The organism is Micromonospora sp. NPDC047762 (assembly GCF_043204655.1).
Classification (GTDB): Bacteria; Actinomycetota; Actinomycetes; order Mycobacteriales; family Micromonosporaceae; genus Micromonospora.
The window spans coordinates 129,979-151,343 of record NZ_JBIDCQ010000009.1 but is presented as its reverse complement, the minus strand read 5'-3'; the positions used below and the strand labels follow the sequence as shown (position 1 = coordinate 151,343).

Genomic DNA, 21,365 nt, shown 5'->3' with positions numbered 1-21,365 from the left:
CAACTCCCTCGCTCACTCGAAGGCCAGAATGGCACCGCAAAATCGGGCAAAGGGGATAAAGCGGCATAGAGACCCTAAAGAGTGATTAAATGCTTCGTGAGTGTGGCAGGCACGTGTCCCGAGCGGTCGCATCCCTTGCCACACAACAGGTTCAGCGTCCCGAGAGTTCGTGCAGAGGTGGTCAATATGGTGACCGGTATCCCCGGACGCACGGCCACGCCGGCGCCGTCGAGGTGGCGGGCGATGGCCGGGTGGAAGAAGGCGGGCCTCGCCCTGCTCCTGATGTTCGGCGTGCTCTGCGCGGGCCTCGTCACCGTCGGCTTCGGTGTGAAGCACCGGTACGAGGGCCGGGTCCAGCGCGAGGACATCCTCGGCCAGGGCACCCACGACGACCGCCGGTGGGAGTCGGGGCCGCTCAATCTCCTGCTGCTCGGGTCGGACTCCCGCGACGGCGAGCCGGACCAGGCCCTCTACCCCGGGCAGCGGTCGGACACCATCATGCTGGTGCACGTCAACGCCGCGCGAGAGGCGGCCACCGTCGTCTCCATCCCCCGGGACAGTTACGTCGACGTGCCCGCGGCGGGGCAGACCTGGGCCGGCGGCCCCAACAAGATCAATGCCGCGTTCGCGTTCGGGGGCGCCGCCCTGGCCGCCGAGACGGTCGCCAAGCTCACCGGGCTACCACTCGACGGCGTGCTGGTGGCCAACTTCGCCGCCGTCCGCAAGCTGGTGGACGCGGTGGAGGGGATCAACGTGTGCCTGCCGTACACCGTCAAGTCCTCGGACACCGGCACCACCTGGCCCGCGGGCTGCCACGACCTGGACGGCAAGGCGGCCGACGACCTGATGCGGCAGCGGCACGGCGTGCCCGGCGGAGACTTCGGCCGCATCCACGACCAACAGCTCGTGGTACGCGCCCTGGCCGAACGGGTCACCGCGACAGATCTGCTCACCAGCCCGACCCGACTCGACCGGGTGCTCACCACCGCGGCCGAATCGCTTGTCGTCGACCGAGACCTGAACCTCACCGACCTCGCCCTCGTGCTGCGCAAGGTGAATCCGGAGACCGTCCAGTTCGTCACCGTCCCGTTCAGCGACGCGAACCTGCAGACCCCGGCCGGGTCCGCGGTGCGGCTGGACGAGGTTAGGGCCCCGGCGCTCTTCGCCGCCCTGCGCGAGGACCGGGTGGCGCAGTGGGTCGCGGCCAACCCGCAGACGCCGCCGGCCAACTGAGCACGAGCAAAAAGTTGGCGGGTGGGAGGTCCCAGGACCTCCCACCCGCCGCCCTTTGTCCGGCCAGGTCTAGCGCGACCGCCGCCAGTAGCGGCAGGTCCAGTCCACCTGATGCAGCTCGTCCTCGATGCCGTGTTCGGCGCGGAAGTCGTCGACGGCCTGCTTGCAGCCGCGTACCGCGTGGTAGTCGTCGATGATCACGTAGCCTCCGACGGAGAGCTTCGGGTAGAGCGAGCGCAGCGCCACCATCGTCGAGTCGTAGAGGTCCCCGTCGAGACGCATCACCGAGATCTGCTCCACCGGCGCGGTCGGCAGGGTGTCCGAGAACCAGCCCTTGAGGAACCGGACCTGGCCGTCGAGTAGTCCGTACCGTTCGAAGTTCGCCTTCACCTGCTCCAACGACACCGCCAGGAAGGGCACCTGCCAGAGCGCGTCCTCGACGTCCTCGACCCGGTGGGGAGCCGGCTTCGGCAGGCCGCGGAACGAGTCCGCGACCCACACCGTCCGGTCCCGGTCGCCGTAGGCGCGCAGCATCCCGCGCATGAAGATGACCGCCCCGCCCCGCCACACACCGGTCTCGATCAGGTCACCGGGCACACCCCGCTCCAACACGTCCTTGACGCATCGCTCCAGGTTGTCCAGCCGCCGCAGCCCGATCATGGTCTCGGCCTCCGGCGGCCAGTCCCGGCCGGTGGCCCGCGCCTCCGCGTCGAACGGGAACTGGAGCACCAGCTCCAGGCCCTTACGTCGCAGCAGGTGCCGGCCGTGCTGAAGGATCCGGCCGTGCAGGGAGCCCTGACGTGGGTGATAGGGCATCCACGTCTCGCGGAAGACATAGCGGGTCAACGCCTTCTTGAGCAGATCGCAGTAGAGGGCGCGGGGGTCGTCCAGCGACGGCTCGGACGCCTGTGTGGGTATCAACATCTCACTCATCGGCCTGTCTCCTTCTCAGTGTCGTTTGTAGCCAGCTGGGCGGGCCGCCTGTCGTGGGCGTGCCGCCGGCCGTCGCTCCGGCCGTCGTCAGCCCCAGCGATCTGCGTCGCCGACGGCTACCGCCCGTCGCAGCACGATGGGCCCGGTGGAGGGTCGTTCCGCGCTCGGCCGCCCGGCGGCCAGAAACTCCTGCCCGAAGGCCGGCCAGTGGTCCGTCTGGTCGGCCACCGGGGCGTTCGGGGAAGGCTCCGGCAGCGCTGCCTCCACCACCGGTGACCGCCAGACCGTCTCGGGCCGGGCCAACGGTCGGCCGAGAACACCCGCCACGGCGGGGGAGCCACCCCAGGCCGGAGCCGCGGGCTCGGGCTGGACGCTGGGCGTCGGCACCTGCTCGGGCCGGTCCGGGGCATCCGTCACCACCGGATTCGGCTGGGTGATGGCATCCTCGATCCGGGTCGGCTCGGCCTGCGCCTCCGGGGGCGCCACGACGCCGCCCCGGGCGCTCTCGACCGGTTGACGCTCGACCGGCACGCTGCCAGCCGTCGCGCTTGCGACCGTCGTGCGCTCGACCGTCGTGCGCTCGACCGTCGTGCCCTCGACCGTCCTACCCTCGACGGTCCTGCCGGCCGGGGCCGACTCACCCGTGCTCTGTCGGCGGTGCCGTCCGGGCGGCCCGGACTTGTCCTCGACCAGAGCGCTGACCAGCTCACGGATGACCGCGCCCTGCGCGCCCGCCTTCGTTGCCGGCAGCGCCAGGGCATCCTGGGCCGCGCCCGGCACCAGGGCCGGTTGCTCGCTGCTCGACCGGTGATCCGGTCGGGGCACCGCTCCGATCACCACGACACCCGCCAGCGGCAGCCCGAGCTGTTGCACGAGCCGGGCCGCCCGGGTGCTGTCGTCCAGGTTCGTCCGGCCGGCGCGGACGACCAGCAGCACGCCGTCCGCGTGCTGGGCGAACGCCGAGATCTCCCGTCCGGCCAGGATCGGCGGCGCGTGGACGATCACGCAGTCCTCGTCCTCGCCCAGCGCGTTGAGCAGGCCGCCCAGCTCGTGCAGGGCCTCCGTGTCGGCGCCCTCGCGGGGCTCGGCCGGCAGCACGGTCAGGGTGGGGAAGTCGACCAGGCGCACCGGCGGGCACTTCTGGGCCAGCACCTGCTGCCAGGTGTGCGGCGCCTCCGGGAAGTGTCCCGACAGCACCGGGTCCCGTACCGCCCCGTCCACCAGCGTGGCCCGACAGTGCTCATCGGCCATGCCGAGACCGAGCAGGGCGGTCACCAACGCCTTGCCGTCGTCATCGTGCGCGCTGGTCACCAGCAGCCGACGACGGGGCAGGGGAGCGGTGAGCACACTGAGCGTCGAGATCGTGGCGCGCACCGCGTCGGCGACGTTGGTGCGGGCGTACAGCGCGGCGGCGTGATGGCGGGCGAAGCGGCGCGGCAGCTTCGGCAGCACCCCGACCACCGGCAGGCCCAGGCGCGCCTCGATCTGGCCGATGTCGCGCAGCCGGCTGTCGAACCGGTCGCGCAGCATGGTCGCGCCCCAACCGGCCAGCAGCCCGGCCAGGGCTCCGAGCACGCCGTTCAGCAGCGGCCTCGGGAAGGCCGGCCGGGCCGGCGGGCTGGCGGTGTCGAGAACCCGTGCGTTGATGCTGGTGGAACCGCCCATGTCCAGCCGGCCCAGCTGTTGACTGACGGCGCGGGAGGCGGCGTTCGCGATCGCGGCGGCCTGCGTGCCGGTGCCGGCGCTCGCGTGCACGGTGATGATCTGGAGGCCCAGTTCGTACTCGCCGCTGACGTGACCGAGCACGGCCCGCTCGGGAAGTTGCAGTGAACGCGCCGCTTCCAGCGCGACCTCCCGGGACCCGACCAGTCGGGCGATGGTGGGCGTGAGGTTCTGCGCGAGGGCCAGATCCGCCGGTCTGTCCTCGTTGGTCTGCTCGGCGCTGACCAGCACCGAGGCCTCCGCCTCGTAGCGCGCAGGGAGGAGCTGGGTCACTCCCTGGGCGGCGGCCAGGCCCGCGCACAGGCCGAGCAACGGTACGCCCACCCGGCGCCAGGAGGCACCGAGCAGGCCCTTGACATCTATCGACGCGCTCATCAGGCGATCGCCTCTCTGGTTGGGTGCCCGGCCTCGGCGGGCGATGTGCGCAGCGACCGGGCCGGGGACCGCAGTCCGCGCCAGGTCGTGCAGAGTGTTTCGGCGATCCGGTCCCAGCCGAACTCGGCGCCGGCGCGGGCCAACCCACGGTTGGCCAACTGGCCGGAGAGCGCCGGGTCGTCGCGCAGCCGCGCGAGGCGGGCGGCGAGCGCGGAGACGTCGCCGGCGGGAAAGACGAGACCGGCGTCGCCCACCACGTAGGGGATCTCGCCGACGTCGCTGCCCACGACGGGTACGCCACAGGCCATCGCCTCGACCAGCACCCGGCCGAACTGCTCGCGCAGCGGGATACCGATCCACGGCAGGGTGTTGCGCTGCACCACCTCGATCGATGGCATCGCCAACACGTCCATGTCGTTCAGCAGCGTGGGCAACTCGGCGTGCCCGGCCCAGCCGTGCCGGTGCACCCGGCCCGGTCGGCGCGCGGCGGCCCGTTCGATCTCGGCGCCGAGGCTGCCCTCCCCGACCAGCGACACGTCGCAGTCGATCAGCTCGGCGGCTCGTAGCAGGTCGACCACGCCCTTGTGCGGCTCGAACCGCCCGACGAACCCGACAGTGAACGGGCGCGCGACCGGATCGGTGGGCAGCGGCCGGAACATCCGGGTGTCCACGCCGAGCGGCACGATCGTGGCCGGGCCCCGGTAACCCTTGATCCGCAGCACATTCAGCGCCGCTGGTGTGATCGGGAAGGCGTGGTCGACGGAGAGGTAGGACTGTCGCTCGATCCGGGGGAACGGCACCGGAAAGCGGGTGACCACGTTCTGCGCTGCGTACAACGTGGTGGGCACCCCGGCCCAGCAGCGTTGACGCAGCCGCAGCGCCTGCCAGGTGGTGAGGTACGCGGCCTCGCCGATGACGTGCAGGATGTCCGGGCGGGCGGTGGTCACGTCGTGCTGGCCGGGCAGCCGGAACAGCACCGAGGCCATGTGCCCGGTCAGCGACTCGCCGAGCAGGTGCGGGACGACGTGGTACCGCAGCCGGTGGTGTCGACGGGCCAGCCGGGCCAGTTCGCGTCGGGTCGCCGGGGACACGTCCGCGGCGAGCACCGTGAGGGTGACGTCCGGCTGTTCGCACAGGATGTCGAACAGGTCCGTCCAGTGTTCGGTGCGCTTGCCGACGACAGTTGTCAGGACGTGCATCACGCTCCTCCTCTCGTTTCAGGTCGGGTGACGGCGATTCGGCCGACGCGGGTCCAGGCGCGCAGCCGGGCCGTCCCGGCCCGGGGTTGCACTGGCATCCGCGCCCCGGCCAGTCCGATGCCGATCAGTGCGCGCAGCAGCACCAGGCCGCGTACCGCGCGCAGGGTGCCGGCGCGGTGGCGGGCGAAGAACCGCAGCATGCTGCGGTACAGGTGGGGCCAGATCCAGGCCGGGTCGGAGCTGCTCGCCCCGCCGGTGTGCACGGCGGTCACCGAGGGCACGTACAACACCTGGGCGCCATGTCGGGCCGCCTGGAGGCACAACTCCTCGTCCTCGTAGTACAGGAAGTAGCCCTCGTCGAGGCCGCCGATCGCCAGGAACAGGTCGCGACGTACCGCCAGGCAGGCACCGGAGAGCCAGTCCACAGCCACCGGCTGCGCCCCGCGCACACAGGCGTCGTACGCGGCCCGGCGCTGCCGACCGCTGAGCAGCCGGCGCAGCGAGACCGGCACCAGCGACCCACCGAACCGGCTGGCCAGCACCGTGCCGAGGGATTCGAAGCGGTGGGCGCTGATCGCGACCCGGCCGTGCGCGTCGGTGAGCCGTGGCCCCGCGATGCCCACCGACGGTCGGTCGCGTAGCACCCGGACCAGTTCCGCCACCGCGCCGGGGGTGACCACGCAGTCCGGGTTGACCAGGAGCACGACGTCGGTGTCGACCCCGGCCGCGGCCCGGTTCACGGCGGTGGCGAACCCGGTGTTGGTGGGGCTGGCGAGGACCGTCACCTCGGGGAATCGGCGTCGGACGAGGTCGACAGTGCCGTCGGTGGAGGCGTTGTCCACCAACCGCACCGGCACCTGCGCCTGCCGCAGCGCGCTCAGGGCGGCGACGATCTGTCCCGCCGAGTTGTGGGTGACCACCACCGCGGTGGCGTCGGCCGCGCTCATGCCGCCACACCCGTTCGGGTCAGGACGCCGCGCAGCAGCGGCGGCCGGGCGGTTCGCCGTAGCCGCGCCCCCTCGTGGTGTGCTGTGAGGAGGGTCAGCGCCGGCAACAGGCCCAGCTCCCAGTGCCCGTCGGTCGGCGCGGCGAAGAGGGCGGCGGCCAGGAAACCGCAGCACAGCGCCGCGAACGGCAGCGCGATCCCGTCCCGGCTGCGCAGGCCGACGCGGATACTGCGCAGGATCGGCCAGAGGACCAGCAGGAGGCCGACCAGCCCGAGGTTGGCCAGCACCGTCACGTAGAAGGCGTGGTACACCGGCCCGACGTCGGTGAAGGTGAAGCCGGACAGGTAGATGTCCGGCGTGGTCTGTCCGAGGCCGGCCCCGACCAACGGCTGGTCGGCGAAGACGCCCAGGCCAACCTCGGACTCCACCCCCCGGTAACCGGCGGACTGCTCGAACCCCTTGGTGATCTCCGTGGCGCGCTCTCGCACCCCCGGTTGCAGGGCCAGGATCGCGGCCACCGCGACCGCCGCCGCGGCGGTCGCGGTCAGGCCGGTGCGGACCGTGCGACCACCGCGAACCAGCATGATCAGCCCGGTCAGTGCCGCGGCGAGCCAGATCCCCCGGTACGACGCGAGGAGCACGTCGACGGCGAAGAACCCGCCGAGCAGGAGGGCACCGGCTCGACGCCAACCCCGCACCCGACCGGCGATCCAGATCAGCGCGGGGATGGCCATGAGGGTGATGAGCCCGCCGTGGCGCCCGGGTGCCGTCACCGAGATGGCGGTGAAGGCCCCCGCCAGCACCACGTACAGGATGCCGGCGGCCAGGATCCGACGGGGTGTGGTGAGGGTGTGGGTGGCGACGAAGAAGTACACCGGGATCGTGGCCACCTGGTACGCGGCTACCAGCACCTCCGCCGGGAGGTTGCCGACGGCCAGGCCGTAGGTGGCCGCCACGACGGTCAACCCGACCAGGACCAGCATCCCCACGTCGGCGGCGGTACGCCTGATGCCCCGCTCCGCCCCGAGCCAGTGGCGGGTGGCCAGGGCGGCGCCGCCGGCGGCCAGCAGCAGCACCTTCACCGCGATGTAGCCGCGCACGTCGCCGCCGCTGAGCACAGCACCCACCACGGCGCCGCCGATGATGCCGACCGGCAGCACGGCCCAGGGCCAGAGCAGAAACGCGCCGAAACACAGCACTCCGACGGCGGCGGCCAGGCCGACCGGCCCGGGCAGCAGGGTCACCACTGTCACCACACCGCCCAGCGCGGCGCCGACGAGCACCACACCGGGCGCGACGATGGGCACTCTCATCGCGGCAACCCTGCCAACAGGGAACGCAGCTGGACGCCCCGCGCCGACCAGCTGTTGCGGGTGGCGACCTCTCGGCGTTGGGCGGCGTCGTCGGGCGCGCCGGCGCGGTCCAGCGCATCGCCCAGCGCCGCGGCGAAGCTCGCCGGGTCACCGGCGAGGGCGATGGTGTCGCCCAGGGACCGCAGCGCCGGCAGCGGCGTCGCGACGACGGGCTTGCCGAGGGCCAGGTATTCGTAGCACTTCTTCGGGTGCACGTAGTCGATCAGCCCACCAACCCGGTAGGGGATCATGGTGACGTCGCAGGCCCGCAGGATGCCCGGCACGTCCGCGAAGCGGACGGCGTCGACAAGCACCACGTTGGACAGTCCGGCGAGCGGGGCACGGCCGGCCCGGGTGGACGGGCCGACCAACACGAACGTCCACTCCGGGTGGGCCCGCGCCACCGACGCGACCAGGTCCGCGTCGAAGGCCCGGGTGTCGACCGCCCCGCTGTAGCCGATCAGTGGTCGGCGCAGGCCGAGCAACCAGGGTGCGACCGGGCCGTCCGGCGAGAAGCGGTCCGGGTCGCATCCGTTCGCCAGGACCACCGGTGCCGGGTCGGAGGTGGGCATCCGGTCGGGTAGCGCGGTGGACGAGGCGAGGACGAGGTCGGCGGCGCCGACGGCGGAGCGCAGCGCGCGGCGCAGATGCCAACGGTTCCAGGGGCGGGTGAACGTCCAGTCCAGGTCGGTGGCGTCGTAGACGACGGCGGACGCGTCCAGCCGGGCGGCGACCGGCGCGGCCAGGTCCTCGTCCAGCCAGAGCAGTCGTACGGATGCCTCCCGCCGCCGGAACCAGCGGCGCAGCACCCGCGCGGCGAGCCAGCGGTTGACCCGGTTGACCGGAGGCAGGTGCCTACCGAACGGCAGCAGCGCCGGCCCGGCGCACTGCCACAGGCCGTCGGCCACCTCCCGGACGTGGACCCGCCAGCGCGGGAGGTGCCCGGCCGGGTCGACGAAGAGCACCCGGTGGTCGACGGCCAGCTCGTGGGCCAGCGCGTGCTGCCGGTGGGCGCCGTTCGCCCACTGCGTGCCGCTGAAGATGACCACCCAGTCGCGGTCGCCGTCGGCGGGCGGCACGACCGCCGCGGTCGCCGGTTGCAGGGTGCTGGTGTGCTCAGCCACGGCCGGACCGTTCCATCGGCCGTGGCGCTCCGGCGGGCAGCAACTCGTCCTCGCCGAGGCGGCCGAGCACCGGGCGGGCGCGCTCGTCGTCGAGTCGCAGCAGTCGGGCGCCCGCGTGCCGGTCGAGCCAGCCACGCAGCGCGCCGGCCGCGATCCGCCGGTTGATCCAGTTGACAAGCGGCACCGAATCACTCAGCGGCAGCGCTGTCGGTGCGACGGCGTGCCAGGCCGCCGCACCGATCGGGGTCACCTCGCACCGCCAGTGCGGCCGGCGTCCCGGCGGGTCGACGAAGAGCAACCGTTGCCCGGGCGCCAACTGCCCCAGCACCGCCGAATGCCCGTCGACGGACCATCGGGTCCGGCTGAACAGCACCACCCAGTCGCGGGTGTCACCGTCGGGCAGCGGACCGACGTCGCCGCGCAGCGCGGCGAGCAGGTCGCTCAGGCCCAGCGGTACGGATCGACCGAAGAGCCGCTTGACCAGGTGGTCGGCGAGCAGCGCGGCCCGGAACACCGGCAACCGGTACCGGGGCTGGGTCAGCCGCAGATACTCGACCAGGCTGCCCAGCAGGTGTCGGAAGCGGATGGTCGGCCCGAGCAGCCGGCAGGACGCGCCCCGGCTGTGCGTCACCACGGCGTCCGGGAGCATCCACAGCTGGTGTCCGGCCTGGTCGAGCTGCCGCGCGAGGACCGCGTCGTTCCAGTAGACGGGGAACGCCTCGTCGAAGATGGTCTGTTGTCCGAGCACCGAGCGGCGCAGCAGCATGCAGCTGCCCGAGGCGAGCTGCCGGGGACGGCTGAAGTCCTCGCCGCGCATCTGGAACCGGTGCAGCGCCTGGCGGAACCCGGGCAGCCGGCGCAGCGCGGTCACCAGCGCGATGGTGGCGGTGAAGCTGGGCTGTTGGACGTAGTGCTGCTGGAAGGTGCCGTCCGGGTTGAGGTACAGCGGGCTGACCCCCGCCACGTCCGGCCGCTCCCGCAGGTGGTCGATCATCCGCGACAGCGCGCCGGGGTGGAACCGGATGTCGCTGTTGAGCAGCAGGATCAACTGCCCGTTCGCCCGGCGGTACGCCTGGTTGACGGCGGCGGCGAACCCGGTGTTGTGGTTGTTGCGGATCAGCCGGACCCGGGGTTGGTCGCTGAGCATCTCGGCGGAGCCGTCGGATGAGCCGTTGTCGACGGCCACCACCTCGTAGTCCAGGTCGGGGTCGACGGTCGAGGCCAGCGACTCCAGGCACTGCCGGGTCTGCTCGCGGGTGTTCCAGCTGATCAGGAGCACCGACAGCAGCGGGGCGGCCATCAGGACACCGCCCGGTCGTCGCGGCGGGCGAAGATCCGCAGCAGGTCGCCGAGCTGTGGGTGCGTCACCCGGGGCGACCGGCTGGCGGCGACGTCGGCGACCAGCAGATCGCGGGCGTTGCGCAGCCGCGCCGCCGGTTGCCAGTAGAACCGGGAGAAGACCGTGTCGTGGGAGATCACCCGGAACCCGGACTCCACGAGCATCCGGCTCAGCGTGTCCGGGGTGAAGTGCCAGCGGTGGTACGCGGGAGCGATGGCGGGCCAGTCGGTGCCGAGTCGGTTGGCGGCGGCGGAGGCGATGTTGGGTACTTCGAGGGCGAGCCAGCCGCCGGGGGTGAGGGCGGTGTGTGCGGCGTGCAGGAAGGCGCGGGGGTCTTCGACGTGTTCGAGGACGTGGAAGGCGCAGACGACGTCGGCGGTGAGGGTGGGTGCGATGGTTTCGAAGTAGCCCTGGCGTACGGGCATGTGGAGGTGGTCGCGGGCGAAGCTGGCGGCGGCGTGGCTGACTTCGATGCCGCTGGCGGTGATCCCGGCCTGGTGGGCGGCTTCGAGGAAGTAACCCCCCGCGCAGCCGGCTTCGAGCAGCACTGTGGGGTGGACGGTGGAGAGCAGCCAGCGCAACCGTCGGCTCGCCTCGAACCGGCGCTGACCGGCGGAGGCGAAGTAGTCCTGGTACCCGTCCGTCGTGTAGTAGGCCTCGTCGTACAGCTCCTCGGGAGCCGGGGCGCTGCCCGCGGTCCAGACGAAGCCGCAGTCCGGGCAGCTCCACAGCAGCTCGCCGAGGGTCGGCGAGTGCCCACCGGCGCGGCCGCAGAGCTGGCAGCGGACCAGCTCGATCCCATCGAGTTTCATCAGGTGCTCCGTCCGGTTCGTGGCGCCCGGGCGATCACCCGAAGCAGGTCGCCGAGGCGTGGGTGGGTCAACCGCGGTGAGCGGAGCCCGAGCACGTCGGCGGGGAGTAGATGTCGGGCGTGCCGCAGCCGGTAGGCGAGCGGCATGTAGTAGCGGAAGACGGTGGTGTCCTGCCGGACCACCTCGAAGCCGAGGTCGGTCACCAGCCGGACCAGGGTGTCGGGGGTGAAGTGCCAGCGGTGGTAGCGCGGTTGCAGGCCCGGCCAGTCGGTGCCGAGTCGGTTGGCCGCGGCGGAGGCGATGTTGGGTACTTCGAGGGCGAGCCAGCCGCCGGGGGTGAGGGCGGTGTGTGCGGCGTGCAGGAAGGCGCGGGGGTCTTCGACGTGTTCGAGGACGTGGAAGGCGCAGACGACGTCGGCGGTGAGGGTGGGTGCGATGGTTTCGAAGTAGCCCTGGCGTACGGGCATGTGGAGGTGGTCGCGGGCGAAGCTGGCGGCGGCGTGGCTGACTTCGATGCCGCTGGCGGTGATCCCGGCCTGGTGGGCGGCTTCGAGGAAGTAGCCGCCGGCGGGACCGGCTTCGAGCAGCACTGTGGGGCGGACGGTGGAGAGCAGCCAGCGCAGCCGCCGCCGTGCCTCGAACCGGCGTGGCGCGGCCCGGAAGTAGTCGTCGTAACCACCCTCGGCGAAGTAGTCCTCGTCGTATCGCCCGTCCTCGGTGGCCTGCTCCTGCGCGGTCCAGCTGAAGCCGCAGCCTTCGCAGCGGCGCAGCAGCCCGCCGAGTCGGGGCAGGTGGGCCTGCCGTGGCCCACACAGCACGCACCGCGCGGTGCGGTGGTCGACGCTCATCGCGGACCGCCCGTGCTCGGCGACAGCACTGCCGTCGGCGCGTGCAGCAGCCGGTGCAGTCGCATCCGGTCGCTCGCGCCCAGGTGCCCGCCGGCGATCAGCAGCGCGCCGGCGACGAGCACTGTCAGACCCGCCCGGGACGACACGGCGAGGGCGGCGTCGAGGCGTCCCGGACCGTCCGGCAGGAACTGGCTGGCCGCCGCCGTGACCAACCCGGCCGCGACAGCCGCGGCGAGCGGCGGCCAGATCGCCCGCGCCAGCGGGGCCAGCGGCCGGGCCGTGGCGCTGTGGAAGTAGACCAGGAAGTACCCGGTGCTGAGCACCACCGCCAGCGCTGTCGACAGCGGTACGCCGAGCGGCCCGCACAGCAGCAGCATCGGCACGGTCAGGACCAGGTTGAGGACGACGGAGAGCAGTACGTACCGCGTCTCCAACCCGGGTCGGCCCTCGGCGCGGGCCGCGATCGTCGCCGCCCCGGTGATCAGGTTGAGGGCGTACGCGGGCGCGAGGATCATGATGTTCGCCGCGGCCCACGGGACCTGGTGGCCCAGCCAGAGCCGGACCAGCGGATCGGCGCTGACCATCAGCGCGGCGGTGGCCGGGGCCAGGAACAGCGCGAGGTACCGGGTGGCGGCCAGGTAGAACCGGTCCAGCCAGCCGGTGCCCCGGGACACCGTGCGGGCGACCGCTGCGGGGAACAGCACGATGAGGGCGAAACCCGGGGGCAGACGGAGCAGGTTGAGCAGGCGACCGCCCAGGTCGAAACCGCCGGCCACGGCGGGGCCGAAGGCGCCACCGAGGACGAGGCGGTCCAGCTCCACGTTGACCATGCCGGCGCCACTGGAGACCTGCACCCGCAGGCCGTAGCCGCCGATGCGGCGGATGTCGGCCAGGTCCGTTCGCCCCCACAGTGGGGACAGGTCCGGGCACTGGCGGTGGGTTGTCGCGGCGAGCAGCAGGGTACGGATCGCCCCGGTCGCGGCGGCCGAGGCGGCCAATGCCACCAGGCCGCCGCCGAGGCGTACCACCAGGATGGCGAGGGCTGCCCCGAGGATCGCGGTGCCGGCGCTGATCGCGGCGAGTGACCCGTACCGTTGGCCGCCTTCGAGTACGGCCCGCCACGGCAGCTCCACGGCGCCGGCCACCAGGCCGACGACCAGCCAGAGGGTGGCCTGCCACGCCTCGTCGGCCAGGTCGCCGAGGCGCAGCAGCCCGGCGAGCCACGGCCAGCCGGCACCGAGCGCCCCGAGGGTGAGCAGGCCCAGCAGCAGGGCCCAGCCCAGCCCCAGCCCGAGCAGCCGACGTACCAGGTCCCGGTCGGCCGCGCTCTCGGCTCGGGCGACCTCTCGGACCAGTGCGGAGCCGAGGCCGAGGTCGATCAGGGCGGCCATCGCCAGCAGACCGGCGAGCACGACCCAGATTCCGAACTCCCGCGGCCCGAGCCGCTGGTAGATGACGGGCACCGAGACCAGCCCGGACACCGCCATGATCACCCGCGCGGCCAGCATGCTGGCCGTGTTGCGGGTGACCCGGGTTTCGACGGCGTGGGTCGTGTCAGCCACGGGGGAACCCCCGGAACAGCTCGACCACTGTCAGCAGGAGCAGGGTGAGGTCGACCCGCATGGAGCGGCAGTTGAGGTAGAGCAGGTCACAGCGGAGCTTCTCCTCCACTGTGGCCGCGTATCCGCCGGTGAGCTGCGCGATGCCGGTCAGGCCCGGCCGGATCAGGTGCCGCAGGTCGTAGTCGGGCAACCGGGTGAAGCCGGCGATGAACTCCGGTCGTTCCGGGCGAGGCCCGACGAGGCTCATCTCGCCGCGCAGCACGTTCCAGAGCTGGGGCAACTCGTCCAGCCGGGACCGTCGTAGCCAGCGACCCAGTCGGGTGATCCGGACGTCGTCCGGCAGGGCCAGGACCGGGCCGGTGGTCTGCTCGGCGCCGACCCGCATGGTCCGGAACTTGACCACCCGGAACAGGCGGCCACCCGTGCCGACGCGTCGCTGGAGGTAGAACGGTGGGCCGGTGAACGACACCACGGCCGCGATCACCGCGATCAGTGGGATCACCACGAGGGCACTGAGCAGGATCACGCCGAGGTCGAAGAACCGCTTGAGCCGCTCGCCTCGGGGTCGGCCGGCGCCGCCCGAACCCAGCCGGATCCAGGGCAGCCCACCGAAGCGCGCCATCGCGGGTGCCCGCAGCAGACCGTAGACGGGACGGGCCAGCACCATGATCTCGACGCCGGCACTCATGCAACTGGTGATGATGCGGTCGTCGATGCTCTCCAGGGAGTGCTTGAGCAACAGGAGTCGAGGGCGGACGCCGGCCAGCACTCCGGCGAGTTCCTCGGCGCAGACCGGCACCGGCAGTCGGACGGCCACGTCGAACTCCTCGTCGAGGCGGTCGGGCGTGGTGGCTGCGTCGTTCGCCTCGAGCACCACCACGCGGGCCCGCCGCCTGTGCTGTTCGGAGCGGGTGGCCTGCTCGTAGCGGGTGAACAACTCCTGAAGCTGCAGCGGGATCTCCGGCCGTTTTCGCGTGTCGGACCCCGGTGTCCCGGTGAGGCCGTGGGAGGTCGCGCTGTCGTTGCCCGGCAACGGAGCTGAGTCCGCGGTCACGGGTCCCGGGGTCTTTCTCAACGCGCCGACCTCCTTCTCCGTCAGGTGCCTGAGGGCATGCGGACGAGCACCCCGGAAGTAAGCTACTAGTCACAAATGCCCCATTAGTCCCGGATAGGCAAAAACAGGACTTCTTGTCCAGAACCTCGCATAGCTGCCCAAACCATTGGGCGAAACATCCCTTTGGTGGGTATTCAGTGGGTTACGGTCGTGCCGGCCGTCCGGTTGCCGCTGAGGGCCGACAACCCCGTCGTTCCAAGGAGTTCCACATGGACCAGCCAGTTGTTGCCGTCGGTGTCGACCCGCCGAAGGACCTGATCCCCGGACGCGTGCTGGTGACCGGAGGCGCCGGCTTCATCGGCAGCCACGTGGTCGCCCGGCTGATGTTGATGGGCAGTCAGGTCCGGGTGCTCGACAACTTCTCCACCGGTCGGATCGAGAACCTGGCCGATGCCGCGTACGGCGGACTGACCGAGGCCGACGTCGTCTCGGGAGACATCCGTACACCGGAGGGTGTCGAGGTCATCCACCAGTGGCAGCCGGACGTGGTGGTGCACCTCGCCGCGCAGCCCAGCGTTCCCGCGGCCCGTCGGTCACCCCTGTACGACGCCGACGTGAACGTCTTCGGCACCGTCAACGTGCTGGACGCCTGCGCCCGTGGCGGCGTACGGCTGCTGATCAATGCGGCCAGCAGTGCCATCTTCGGCAGCGTCGCCGCCCACGACCTGCCGGTCCGGGAGGACCATCCGATCGCCCCGGTGAGCCCGTACGGCGTCAGCAAGGCCGCCGGCGTGCACTACCTCGACTGGTACGGGCGTCAGCACGGGCTGCCGTACACCTCGATGGTGTTCGGCAATGTCTACGGACCTCGGCAGGAGGGCAGCGACTGCGGCGTGGTGTCCCTGATGGCCGACGCGCTGCTCGGCGGCCGGCAGGTGGTGATCTACGACGACGGTACGCAGACCCGGGACTTCATCCATGTCAGCGACGTCGCCGAGGCGATCGCCGTCGCCTGTCACCACCCCGGGATAGGTCTGGTCAACATCGCCTCGGGTCGGCAGACGAGCGTCAACGAGGTCTACGACACGGTCCGGGAGGCGTCCGGCGTCGGCAACGCGGCCCGGTACGAGCCGCTGCCCTGGCCGGGCGAGGTGCGCAACATGGCGCTGGACACCAGGAAGGCGCGCGAGCTGCTCGGGTGGTACCCGAAGATCGGCTTCACCGAGGGCGTACGGATGACAGTGCGTGACGCCCGTCGCCGCCAGGCCGGCAGCCAGATCCTGTCCCCGGTGCGGGCGCTGGAGCGCGCCGTCAGCCACTGAGGACTCAGCGCGTAATTCCCGTCATCTGATCGGTATTTTCATCGATCAGTCTAACTCTTGCGGGTCGGCATCCACTGCTGCCACGATGGCCGTCAATGCCTTCCGTCCCGAAGGAGTGGTCGTCATGGCGGTCTCCCGCCGCAGGTTCGTCACATCGGTGCTGGCCGGGTCCGCCCTCGCCACCGCCTCCACCACCGAGCTGCTCACCAGCCTGTCCAGCCCCGCGCACGCCGCCAGTCCCCCCGGGGACGTGGTCGGCAAGGTGACCGTCGGCTACCAGGGCTGGTTCAGCGCACCCGGCGACGGGGCACCGATCGGCGGCTGGTGGCACTGGGGCCGCGACCGGTTCCAGCCGCCCTCACCCGCCAACACCACGATCGTGTCCTGGCCGGACATGCGCGAATACACCCGCACCTACCCCACCGCGTACCCCAACCTGGGCAACGGACAGCCGGCCACCCTCTTCTCCTCCTACGACCAGCAGACGGTGGACACCCACTTCCGCTGGATGCAGGAGAACGGCTGCGACACCGCAGCGCTGCAACGGTTCAACCCGATGGGCGACGAGGGCCCGACCCGCGACGCGATGACCCAGAAGGTGCGCTCCGCCGCCGAGCGCTACAACCGCAAGTTCTACATCATGTACGACGTCACCGACTGGCTGACCTTCCAATCGGAGATCAAGACCGACTGGACGACGAAGATGGCCGCGCACACCGCGTCGTCGGCGTACGCCCGACAGAACGGCAAACCGGTCGTCTGCATCTGGGGCTTCGGCTTCAGCGAGCCCAGCCGCCCCTTCACCCCCGGGCCCTGCCTGGAGGTCATCAACTGGTTCAAGGCCCAGGGCTGCTACGTCATCGGTGGCGTGCCCACCTGGTGGCGGCAGGGCATCGAGGACTCCCGCCCCGGCTTCCTCGACGTCTACCACGCGTTCCACGCGATCTCGCCGTGGATGGTCTACCGGGCCAGGACGGTGGAGGAGCTGGACTCCTACTACAACAACGTCAACGTCGGCGACATGGCCGACTGCGCGGCGCGCGGCATCGACTACCTGCCCTGCGTGATGCCCGGCGACCTCGCCGGAGGCCACCGCAAGCACGGCGACTTCTACTGGCGGCACATCTACAACATGGTCCGGCTCGGCTCCCAGGGCCTCTACGTGTCCATGTTCGACGAGTACAACGAGGGCAACCAGATCGCCAAGACGTCGGAGACCCAGGCCACCACCCCGGCCGGCGCGAACATCCGCGCCCTCGACGAGGACGGCGTCGCCTGCTCCTCCGACTACTACCTGCGGATCACGGCCGACGGTGGCCGGATGCTCAAGGGGCAACTCGCGCTCACCGCCGTCCGCCCCACCCCACCGATGGTCGGCACCCCGCCCCCGACCAGCGGCGACCTGGCGGCCGGCCGGTCCACCTCGGCCAGCAGCCAGAACGGCCCGTTCCCGGCGTCGAACGCGGTGGACTCCGACGCCGGCAGCTACTGGGAGAGCGGCGGCGGTGCCTTCCCACACTGGTGGCAGGTCGACCTCGGCGCCAGCCACCAGGTCAACAAGCTCGTGGTGCGGCTGCCCGCCGGCTGGGGCGCGCGCACCCAGACCATCGCCGTGCAGGGCAGCGGCGACGGCAGCACCTTCTCGACCATCGCTGCGGCCTCGGCGTTCGCCTTCGACCCGGCGACCGGCAACACCGTCACCCGCACGCTGACGACCACCGCGGCCCGCTACGTCCGGCTGAGCATCGCCGGCAACACCGGCTGGCCGGCGGGCCAGCTCGCCAAGGTCGAGGTGTACGCCGGCAGCACCACCCCGGACAACCCGCCGACCGCCCCGAGCGGCCTCGCGGTCACCGGCAAGACGTCGACAAGTGTGTCGCTGTCCTGGACGGCCTCCACCGACGACACCGGAGTCACCGGTTACCAGGTGCGCCAGGGCGGCACCGTCGTCGCCACCGTCACGGGCACCACGGCGACGGTGAGCGGGCTCAGCGCGTCCACCGCGTACACCTTCACGGTCGTCGCCCGCGACGCCGCCGGCAACACCTCCAGCGCGTCCAACGCGGTCACCGTCACCACGGACGCCGCGGCCAACTCGGACCTGGCCCGGGGCAGATCCACGTCGGAGAGCAGCCACGTTCAGAGTTACGGGTCGGGCAACGTGGTCGACGGTGACGCCAACAGCTACTGGGAGAGCACGAACAGCGCGTTCCCGCAGTGGGTGCAGGTCGACCTGGGGTCGACGCGCACGGTCGGGCGGGTGGTGCTGAAGCTGCCTCCGTCGTCGGCCTGGGCGACGCGGACGCAGACCCTCTCGGTGCAGGGCAGCACCGACGGGGGAAGCTTCGGCACGCTCGTCGGATCCGCGGGGCGCGTCTTCGACCCGGCCACGGGTAACCAGGTGACGCTGACCTTCAGCGCCGCGCAGACGCGTTACGTGCGGATCACCGTCACTGGCAACACCGGTTGGCCGGCAGGACAGCTCTCAGCCCTGGAGGTCTACGCCAGCTGACCGAGGCGTGGGCGGCCGTCGGGGAGCGGCGGCCGCCCAGCCCCAAGGTCCGACACCCGGACTACCCGTTCAAGGCTGCCTGACGAGGCACTAGTTGCCGACGCCGAGGCTCGACATGAACGCCGCCGGGTAACGGTCACCCCGCGCGGCACCCTTCGGAACGGCCGCCTCGATCTCTTCGAGATCATCGGCCGACAGCTTCACGTCCAGCGCCGGCAACGCCTCGGCCAGCCGCTGCCGGGTGCGCGCACCGACCAGCGGAACGATGAACGGGTCCTGCGTTGCCACCCACGCGATCGCCAACTGCGCCACCGTGCACCCCTTCGCGTTGGCGACCCGGCGCAACGCCTCCACCAGCGCGAGGTTGTGCGACGCGTTCTCGGCGGAGAAGCGGGGACTGTGGTTACGCGGATCGTCCGCCCGCCCCGGCGTCCAGTTCCCCGAGAGCAGGCCACGGCTCAGCACCCCGTACGCGGTCAGCCCGATGCCCAGCTCCCGCAGCGTGGGCAGCACGTCGGCCTCGACCGCCCGCGACAGCAGCGAATATTCAATCTGAAGATCAGCAACCGGATGTACGGCGTGCGCCCGCCGGACGGTCTCCGCGTCAACCTCGGAGAGCCCCACATACCGCACGTAACCGGCGTCGATCATCTCCTTGATCGCGCCGATCGTGTCCTCGATCGGCACCGACCGGTCGAGTCGGGCCGGCCGGTAGATGTCCACGTGGTCGACGCCGAGCCGGGTCAGCGAGTAGCTCAGGAAGTTCCGCACCGAAGCCGGGCGGGAGTCCTGACCGGCGAACCGCATGCCCGGCCCCACCTGCTGCCCGAACTTCACACTCAGCAGATAGCTGTCCCGGTCGCGTCCCCGCAACGCCTCCGACAGCAGCAGCTCGTTGTGCCCCATGCCATAGAAGTCGCCGGTGTCGAGCAGCGTGACCCCCGCGTCCAGCGCGGCCCGTACGGTGGCGATGCTCTCCTCGCGATCGGCCGGACCGTACGTGCCCGACATGCTCATCGCCCCCAGCCCCACTGCGGAAACCTTGGGACCCGTTGTGCCCAGAGTGCGTGTCTGCATCGAAACTCTCCTCATCGGTCGATTTCGCCTCCACCCTGCGCCGCTTTCCGGCCCGCCGGCAGCGGAGCGCTTATCGTGGGAGCGCCGCTCCCTGGCTCGGTGCCCAGTCCCCGAGGCAGCATGGAGGCATGCAGCGTGAGCAGCTCGCCGACTTCCTGAGGCGTCGGCGCGAGGCCATCCGTCCCGCCGAGGTCGGCATCGCCGGCGGCCCCCGCCGCCGCACCGCCGGCCTGCGCCGCGAGGAGGTCGCCATGCTCGCCGGCATGTCCGTCGACTACGTCGTGCGCCTTGAGCAGGGCCGCAGCAGCCAGCCGTCGAGCCAGCTGCTCGGTGCCCTGGCCCGGGCCCTGCGCCTGACCGACGACGAGCGAAGCCACCTGTTCCACCTGGCCGGTCACCAGCCGCCGCCCGCCGACGGCATCGCCAGCCTGGCCCGGGCCGGCCTGGTCCGCCTGCTCGACCTGGTTGGCGGCACCCCCGCCATGGTCCTGTCCGACCTCGGCGAGGTCCTCGCGCAGAACCGCATGTCGATCCTGCTCACCGGCGACCACACCGGGCTGACCGGCGACCGCCGCTACGTCGCCTACCGCTACTTCACCGACCCGGTCATCCGCGACCTCCACGGCCCCGAGGAATGGCAGCGGCACGCCCGCCAGCAGGTCGCCGACCTACGCGCGGTGGCCGGTCGGCGGGCCGGCGATCCGGCCGTGACCGGTCTGATCGAACGGTTACGGGCTGCGAGCGACGACTTCCGGCGGCTGTGGGCCGAGCACGAGGTGGCGGTGCGCCGGGCCGACCGCAAGACGTTCATGCACCCGCGCGTGGGCCGCATCACGATGGACTGCGAGACCCTGGTCACCCCCGACCTCGGCCAGCAGCTGCTGGTGCTGACCCCGGCCGACGCCGAGGCGCGGGAGAAGCTTGAGTTGCTGCGCGTGCTGGGGGTCGAGGAGTTCCCGGCCGGTGTGCCGCACTGACAGTGCCCGCGGCATCCCTCTACCCACGTCAGCCTCGTCCTCCGCGTTGGTCAGGGTTTACCCGCTGACGGACGATCGCCGGCGCACGTCGTCCGCCGGGTTGATGGTGCGCACCGGGTCGGGCACCGACCCCCGGGGCTGCCACTCGCGGGGGTAGCCGAGGGAGACCTCCTCGAAACGCACCCCGTCGTAGAACGTGGTGCGGGGGATGTGCAGGTGCCCGTACACGACGGTGGACGCGCCGAAGCGCAGGTGCCAGTCGCTGGTGCGGACGGTGCCGCACCACTGGGCGAAGACCGGGAAACGCAGGACGTCGGTGGGGTCCCGCACCAGCGGGTAGTGGTTGACGAGCACCGTCGGCAGCGTCGGGTCGCGTTCGGCCAGCCGGCGTTCGGTCTCGGCGACCCGTGCCGCGCACCACGCCTCCCGGCTCGGGTACGGGTCGGGGTGCAGCAGCGCCTCGTCGGTGCACACCACCCCGGCCTGGTACGCCAGGGCCAGTGACTCCTGCTGGGTGCGCGCCTGGGGCACTCGGAACGTGTAGTCGTAGAGCACGAAGAGCGGGGCGATGGTGGCCGGGCCGCCGTCGCCGTCCCACACCGGGTACGGATCCTCCGGGGTGATCACCCCCAACCGCTGGCACATCCGCACCAGCTCGCGGTATCGCTCCTCGCCGCGCAACGTGACCGGGTCGCGCGGTGGCGTCCACAGCTCGTGGTTGCCCGGCGCCCACACGACCCGGGCGAACCGGCTGCTCAGCAGCCCGAGCGCCCACTCGATGTCGGCGAACCGGTCGGCGACGTCCCCGGCGACGAGCAGCCAGTCGCCGGCATTCTCCGGGTGCAGCTCCTGGACGAACGCGCGGTTCTGCGGGTGCCCGACGTGCAGGTCACTGACGGCCCGCAGCCGGGGCGGAAGTTTCACCCCCCGAGGTTAGGGCGGCGGTGGAGGGTCGGGGAACCCCTGTTCCTGCTGTT

17 protein-coding genes are annotated in these 21,365 nt (G+C 71.6%); 4 read left to right on the top strand and 13 right to left on the bottom strand.

The window, feature by feature from the left end:
* Positions 1–243 precede the first annotated feature (243 nt).
* Positions 244–1,233 carry an LCP family protein gene (locus ACGF3C_RS26015; protein WP_357234146.1) on the top strand — a complete coding sequence of 330 codons (990 nt, stop codon included), beginning with the start codon at positions 244–246 and terminating at the stop codon, positions 1,231–1,233.
* Positions 1,234–1,302: 69 nt separating this feature from the next.
* Here the strand turns inward: ACGF3C_RS26015 and ACGF3C_RS26010 are convergent, their stop codons facing one another.
* The 11 genes from ACGF3C_RS26010 to ACGF3C_RS25960 all read right to left on the bottom strand — a co-directional run bounded on the left by ACGF3C_RS26010 (position 1,303) and on the right by ACGF3C_RS25960 (position 14,500).
* On the bottom strand, positions 1,303–2,166 hold the full coding sequence (locus tag ACGF3C_RS26010) for a TylF/MycF family methyltransferase (RefSeq protein WP_355006647.1): 864 nt from the start codon (positions 2,164–2,166) through the stop codon (positions 1,303–1,305).
* Between the two features lie 87 nt (positions 2,167–2,253).
* Positions 2,254–4,263 (bottom strand): hypothetical protein, encoded by a 2,010-nt coding sequence (locus ACGF3C_RS26005; RefSeq protein ID WP_393226061.1) that lies wholly within the window; start codon positions 4,261–4,263, stop codon positions 2,254–2,256.
* Positions 4,263–5,462 (bottom strand): glycosyltransferase family 4 protein, encoded by a 1,200-nt coding sequence (locus tag ACGF3C_RS26000; protein ID WP_393226059.1) that lies wholly within the window; start codon positions 5,460–5,462, stop codon positions 4,263–4,265. The genes ACGF3C_RS26005 and ACGF3C_RS26000 overlap by 1 nt, the downstream gene beginning before the upstream one ends.
* Positions 5,462–6,409: a glycosyltransferase family 2 protein gene (locus ACGF3C_RS25995; RefSeq protein WP_393226056.1), complete on the bottom strand. Its 948-nt coding sequence runs from the start codon at positions 6,407–6,409 to the stop codon at positions 5,462–5,464. Before ACGF3C_RS25995 ends, ACGF3C_RS26000 begins: the two co-directional genes overlap by 1 nt.
* Positions 6,406–7,722 (bottom strand): hypothetical protein, encoded by a 1,317-nt coding sequence (locus ACGF3C_RS25990; RefSeq protein WP_393226053.1) that lies wholly within the window; start codon positions 7,720–7,722, stop codon positions 6,406–6,408. Before ACGF3C_RS25990 ends, ACGF3C_RS25995 begins: the two co-directional genes overlap by 4 nt.
* Positions 7,719–8,885 carry a glycosyltransferase gene (locus ACGF3C_RS25985; protein WP_393226050.1) on the bottom strand — a complete coding sequence of 389 codons (1,167 nt, stop codon included), beginning with the start codon at positions 8,883–8,885 and terminating at the stop codon, positions 7,719–7,721. Before ACGF3C_RS25985 ends, ACGF3C_RS25990 begins: the two co-directional genes overlap by 4 nt.
* Complete coding sequence (locus tag ACGF3C_RS25980) at positions 8,878–10,185, bottom strand: glycosyltransferase family 2 protein (protein ID WP_393226047.1); 1,308 nt, start codon at positions 10,183–10,185, stop codon at positions 8,878–8,880. Before ACGF3C_RS25980 ends, ACGF3C_RS25985 begins: the two co-directional genes overlap by 8 nt.
* Entirely contained in the window at positions 10,185–11,036 is an 852-nt protein-coding gene (locus ACGF3C_RS25975) for a class I SAM-dependent methyltransferase (protein WP_393226044.1), read from the bottom strand. The genes ACGF3C_RS25980 and ACGF3C_RS25975 overlap by 1 nt, the downstream gene beginning before the upstream one ends.
* Complete coding sequence (locus ACGF3C_RS25970; RefSeq protein ID WP_387349637.1) at positions 11,036–11,884, bottom strand: class I SAM-dependent methyltransferase; 849 nt, start codon at positions 11,882–11,884, stop codon at positions 11,036–11,038. The genes ACGF3C_RS25975 and ACGF3C_RS25970 overlap by 1 nt, the downstream gene beginning before the upstream one ends.
* On the bottom strand, positions 11,881–13,446 hold the full coding sequence (locus ACGF3C_RS25965) for a lipopolysaccharide biosynthesis protein (protein ID WP_393226041.1): 1,566 nt from the start codon (positions 13,444–13,446) through the stop codon (positions 11,881–11,883). The genes ACGF3C_RS25970 and ACGF3C_RS25965 overlap by 4 nt, the downstream gene beginning before the upstream one ends.
* Positions 13,439–14,500 carry a sugar transferase gene (locus ACGF3C_RS25960; RefSeq protein WP_393226038.1) on the bottom strand — a complete coding sequence of 354 codons (1,062 nt, stop codon included), beginning with the start codon at positions 14,498–14,500 and terminating at the stop codon, positions 13,439–13,441. The genes ACGF3C_RS25965 and ACGF3C_RS25960 overlap by 8 nt, the downstream gene beginning before the upstream one ends.
* Positions 14,501–14,769: 269 nt before the next feature.
* Here ACGF3C_RS25960 and ACGF3C_RS25955 point away from each other — a divergent pair, with 269 nt between their 5' ends.
* The gene (locus tag ACGF3C_RS25955) at positions 14,770–15,822 is read left to right on the top strand and encodes a GDP-mannose 4,6-dehydratase (RefSeq protein ID WP_393226035.1); all 1,053 of its coding nucleotides are present in this window, start codon (positions 14,770–14,772) and stop codon (positions 15,820–15,822) included.
* 124 nt (positions 15,823–15,946) lie between these two features.
* On the top strand, positions 15,947–18,334 hold the full coding sequence (locus ACGF3C_RS25950; RefSeq protein ID WP_393226033.1) for a discoidin domain-containing protein: 2,388 nt from the start codon (positions 15,947–15,949) through the stop codon (positions 18,332–18,334).
* Positions 18,335–18,424: 90 nt separating this feature from the next.
* On the opposite strand, the gene ACGF3C_RS25945 is transcribed toward ACGF3C_RS25950, so the two are convergent.
* Positions 18,425–19,411 (bottom strand): aldo/keto reductase, encoded by a 987-nt coding sequence (locus tag ACGF3C_RS25945; protein ID WP_393226030.1) that lies wholly within the window; start codon positions 19,409–19,411, stop codon positions 18,425–18,427.
* A 128-nt stretch (positions 19,412–19,539) separates the two neighbouring features.
* Between ACGF3C_RS25945 and ACGF3C_RS25940 the strand changes: the two genes are divergently transcribed.
* Positions 19,540–20,388 carry a helix-turn-helix transcriptional regulator gene (locus tag ACGF3C_RS25940; protein ID WP_357233254.1) on the top strand — a complete coding sequence of 283 codons (849 nt, stop codon included), beginning with the start codon at positions 19,540–19,542 and terminating at the stop codon, positions 20,386–20,388.
* A 57-nt stretch (positions 20,389–20,445) separates the two neighbouring features.
* On the opposite strand, the gene ACGF3C_RS25935 is transcribed toward ACGF3C_RS25940, so the two are convergent.
* Positions 20,446–21,312 carry a metallophosphoesterase gene (locus ACGF3C_RS25935; protein ID WP_357233256.1) on the bottom strand — a complete coding sequence of 289 codons (867 nt, stop codon included), beginning with the start codon at positions 21,310–21,312 and terminating at the stop codon, positions 20,446–20,448.
* Between the last annotated feature and the right edge of the window lie 53 nt (positions 21,313–21,365).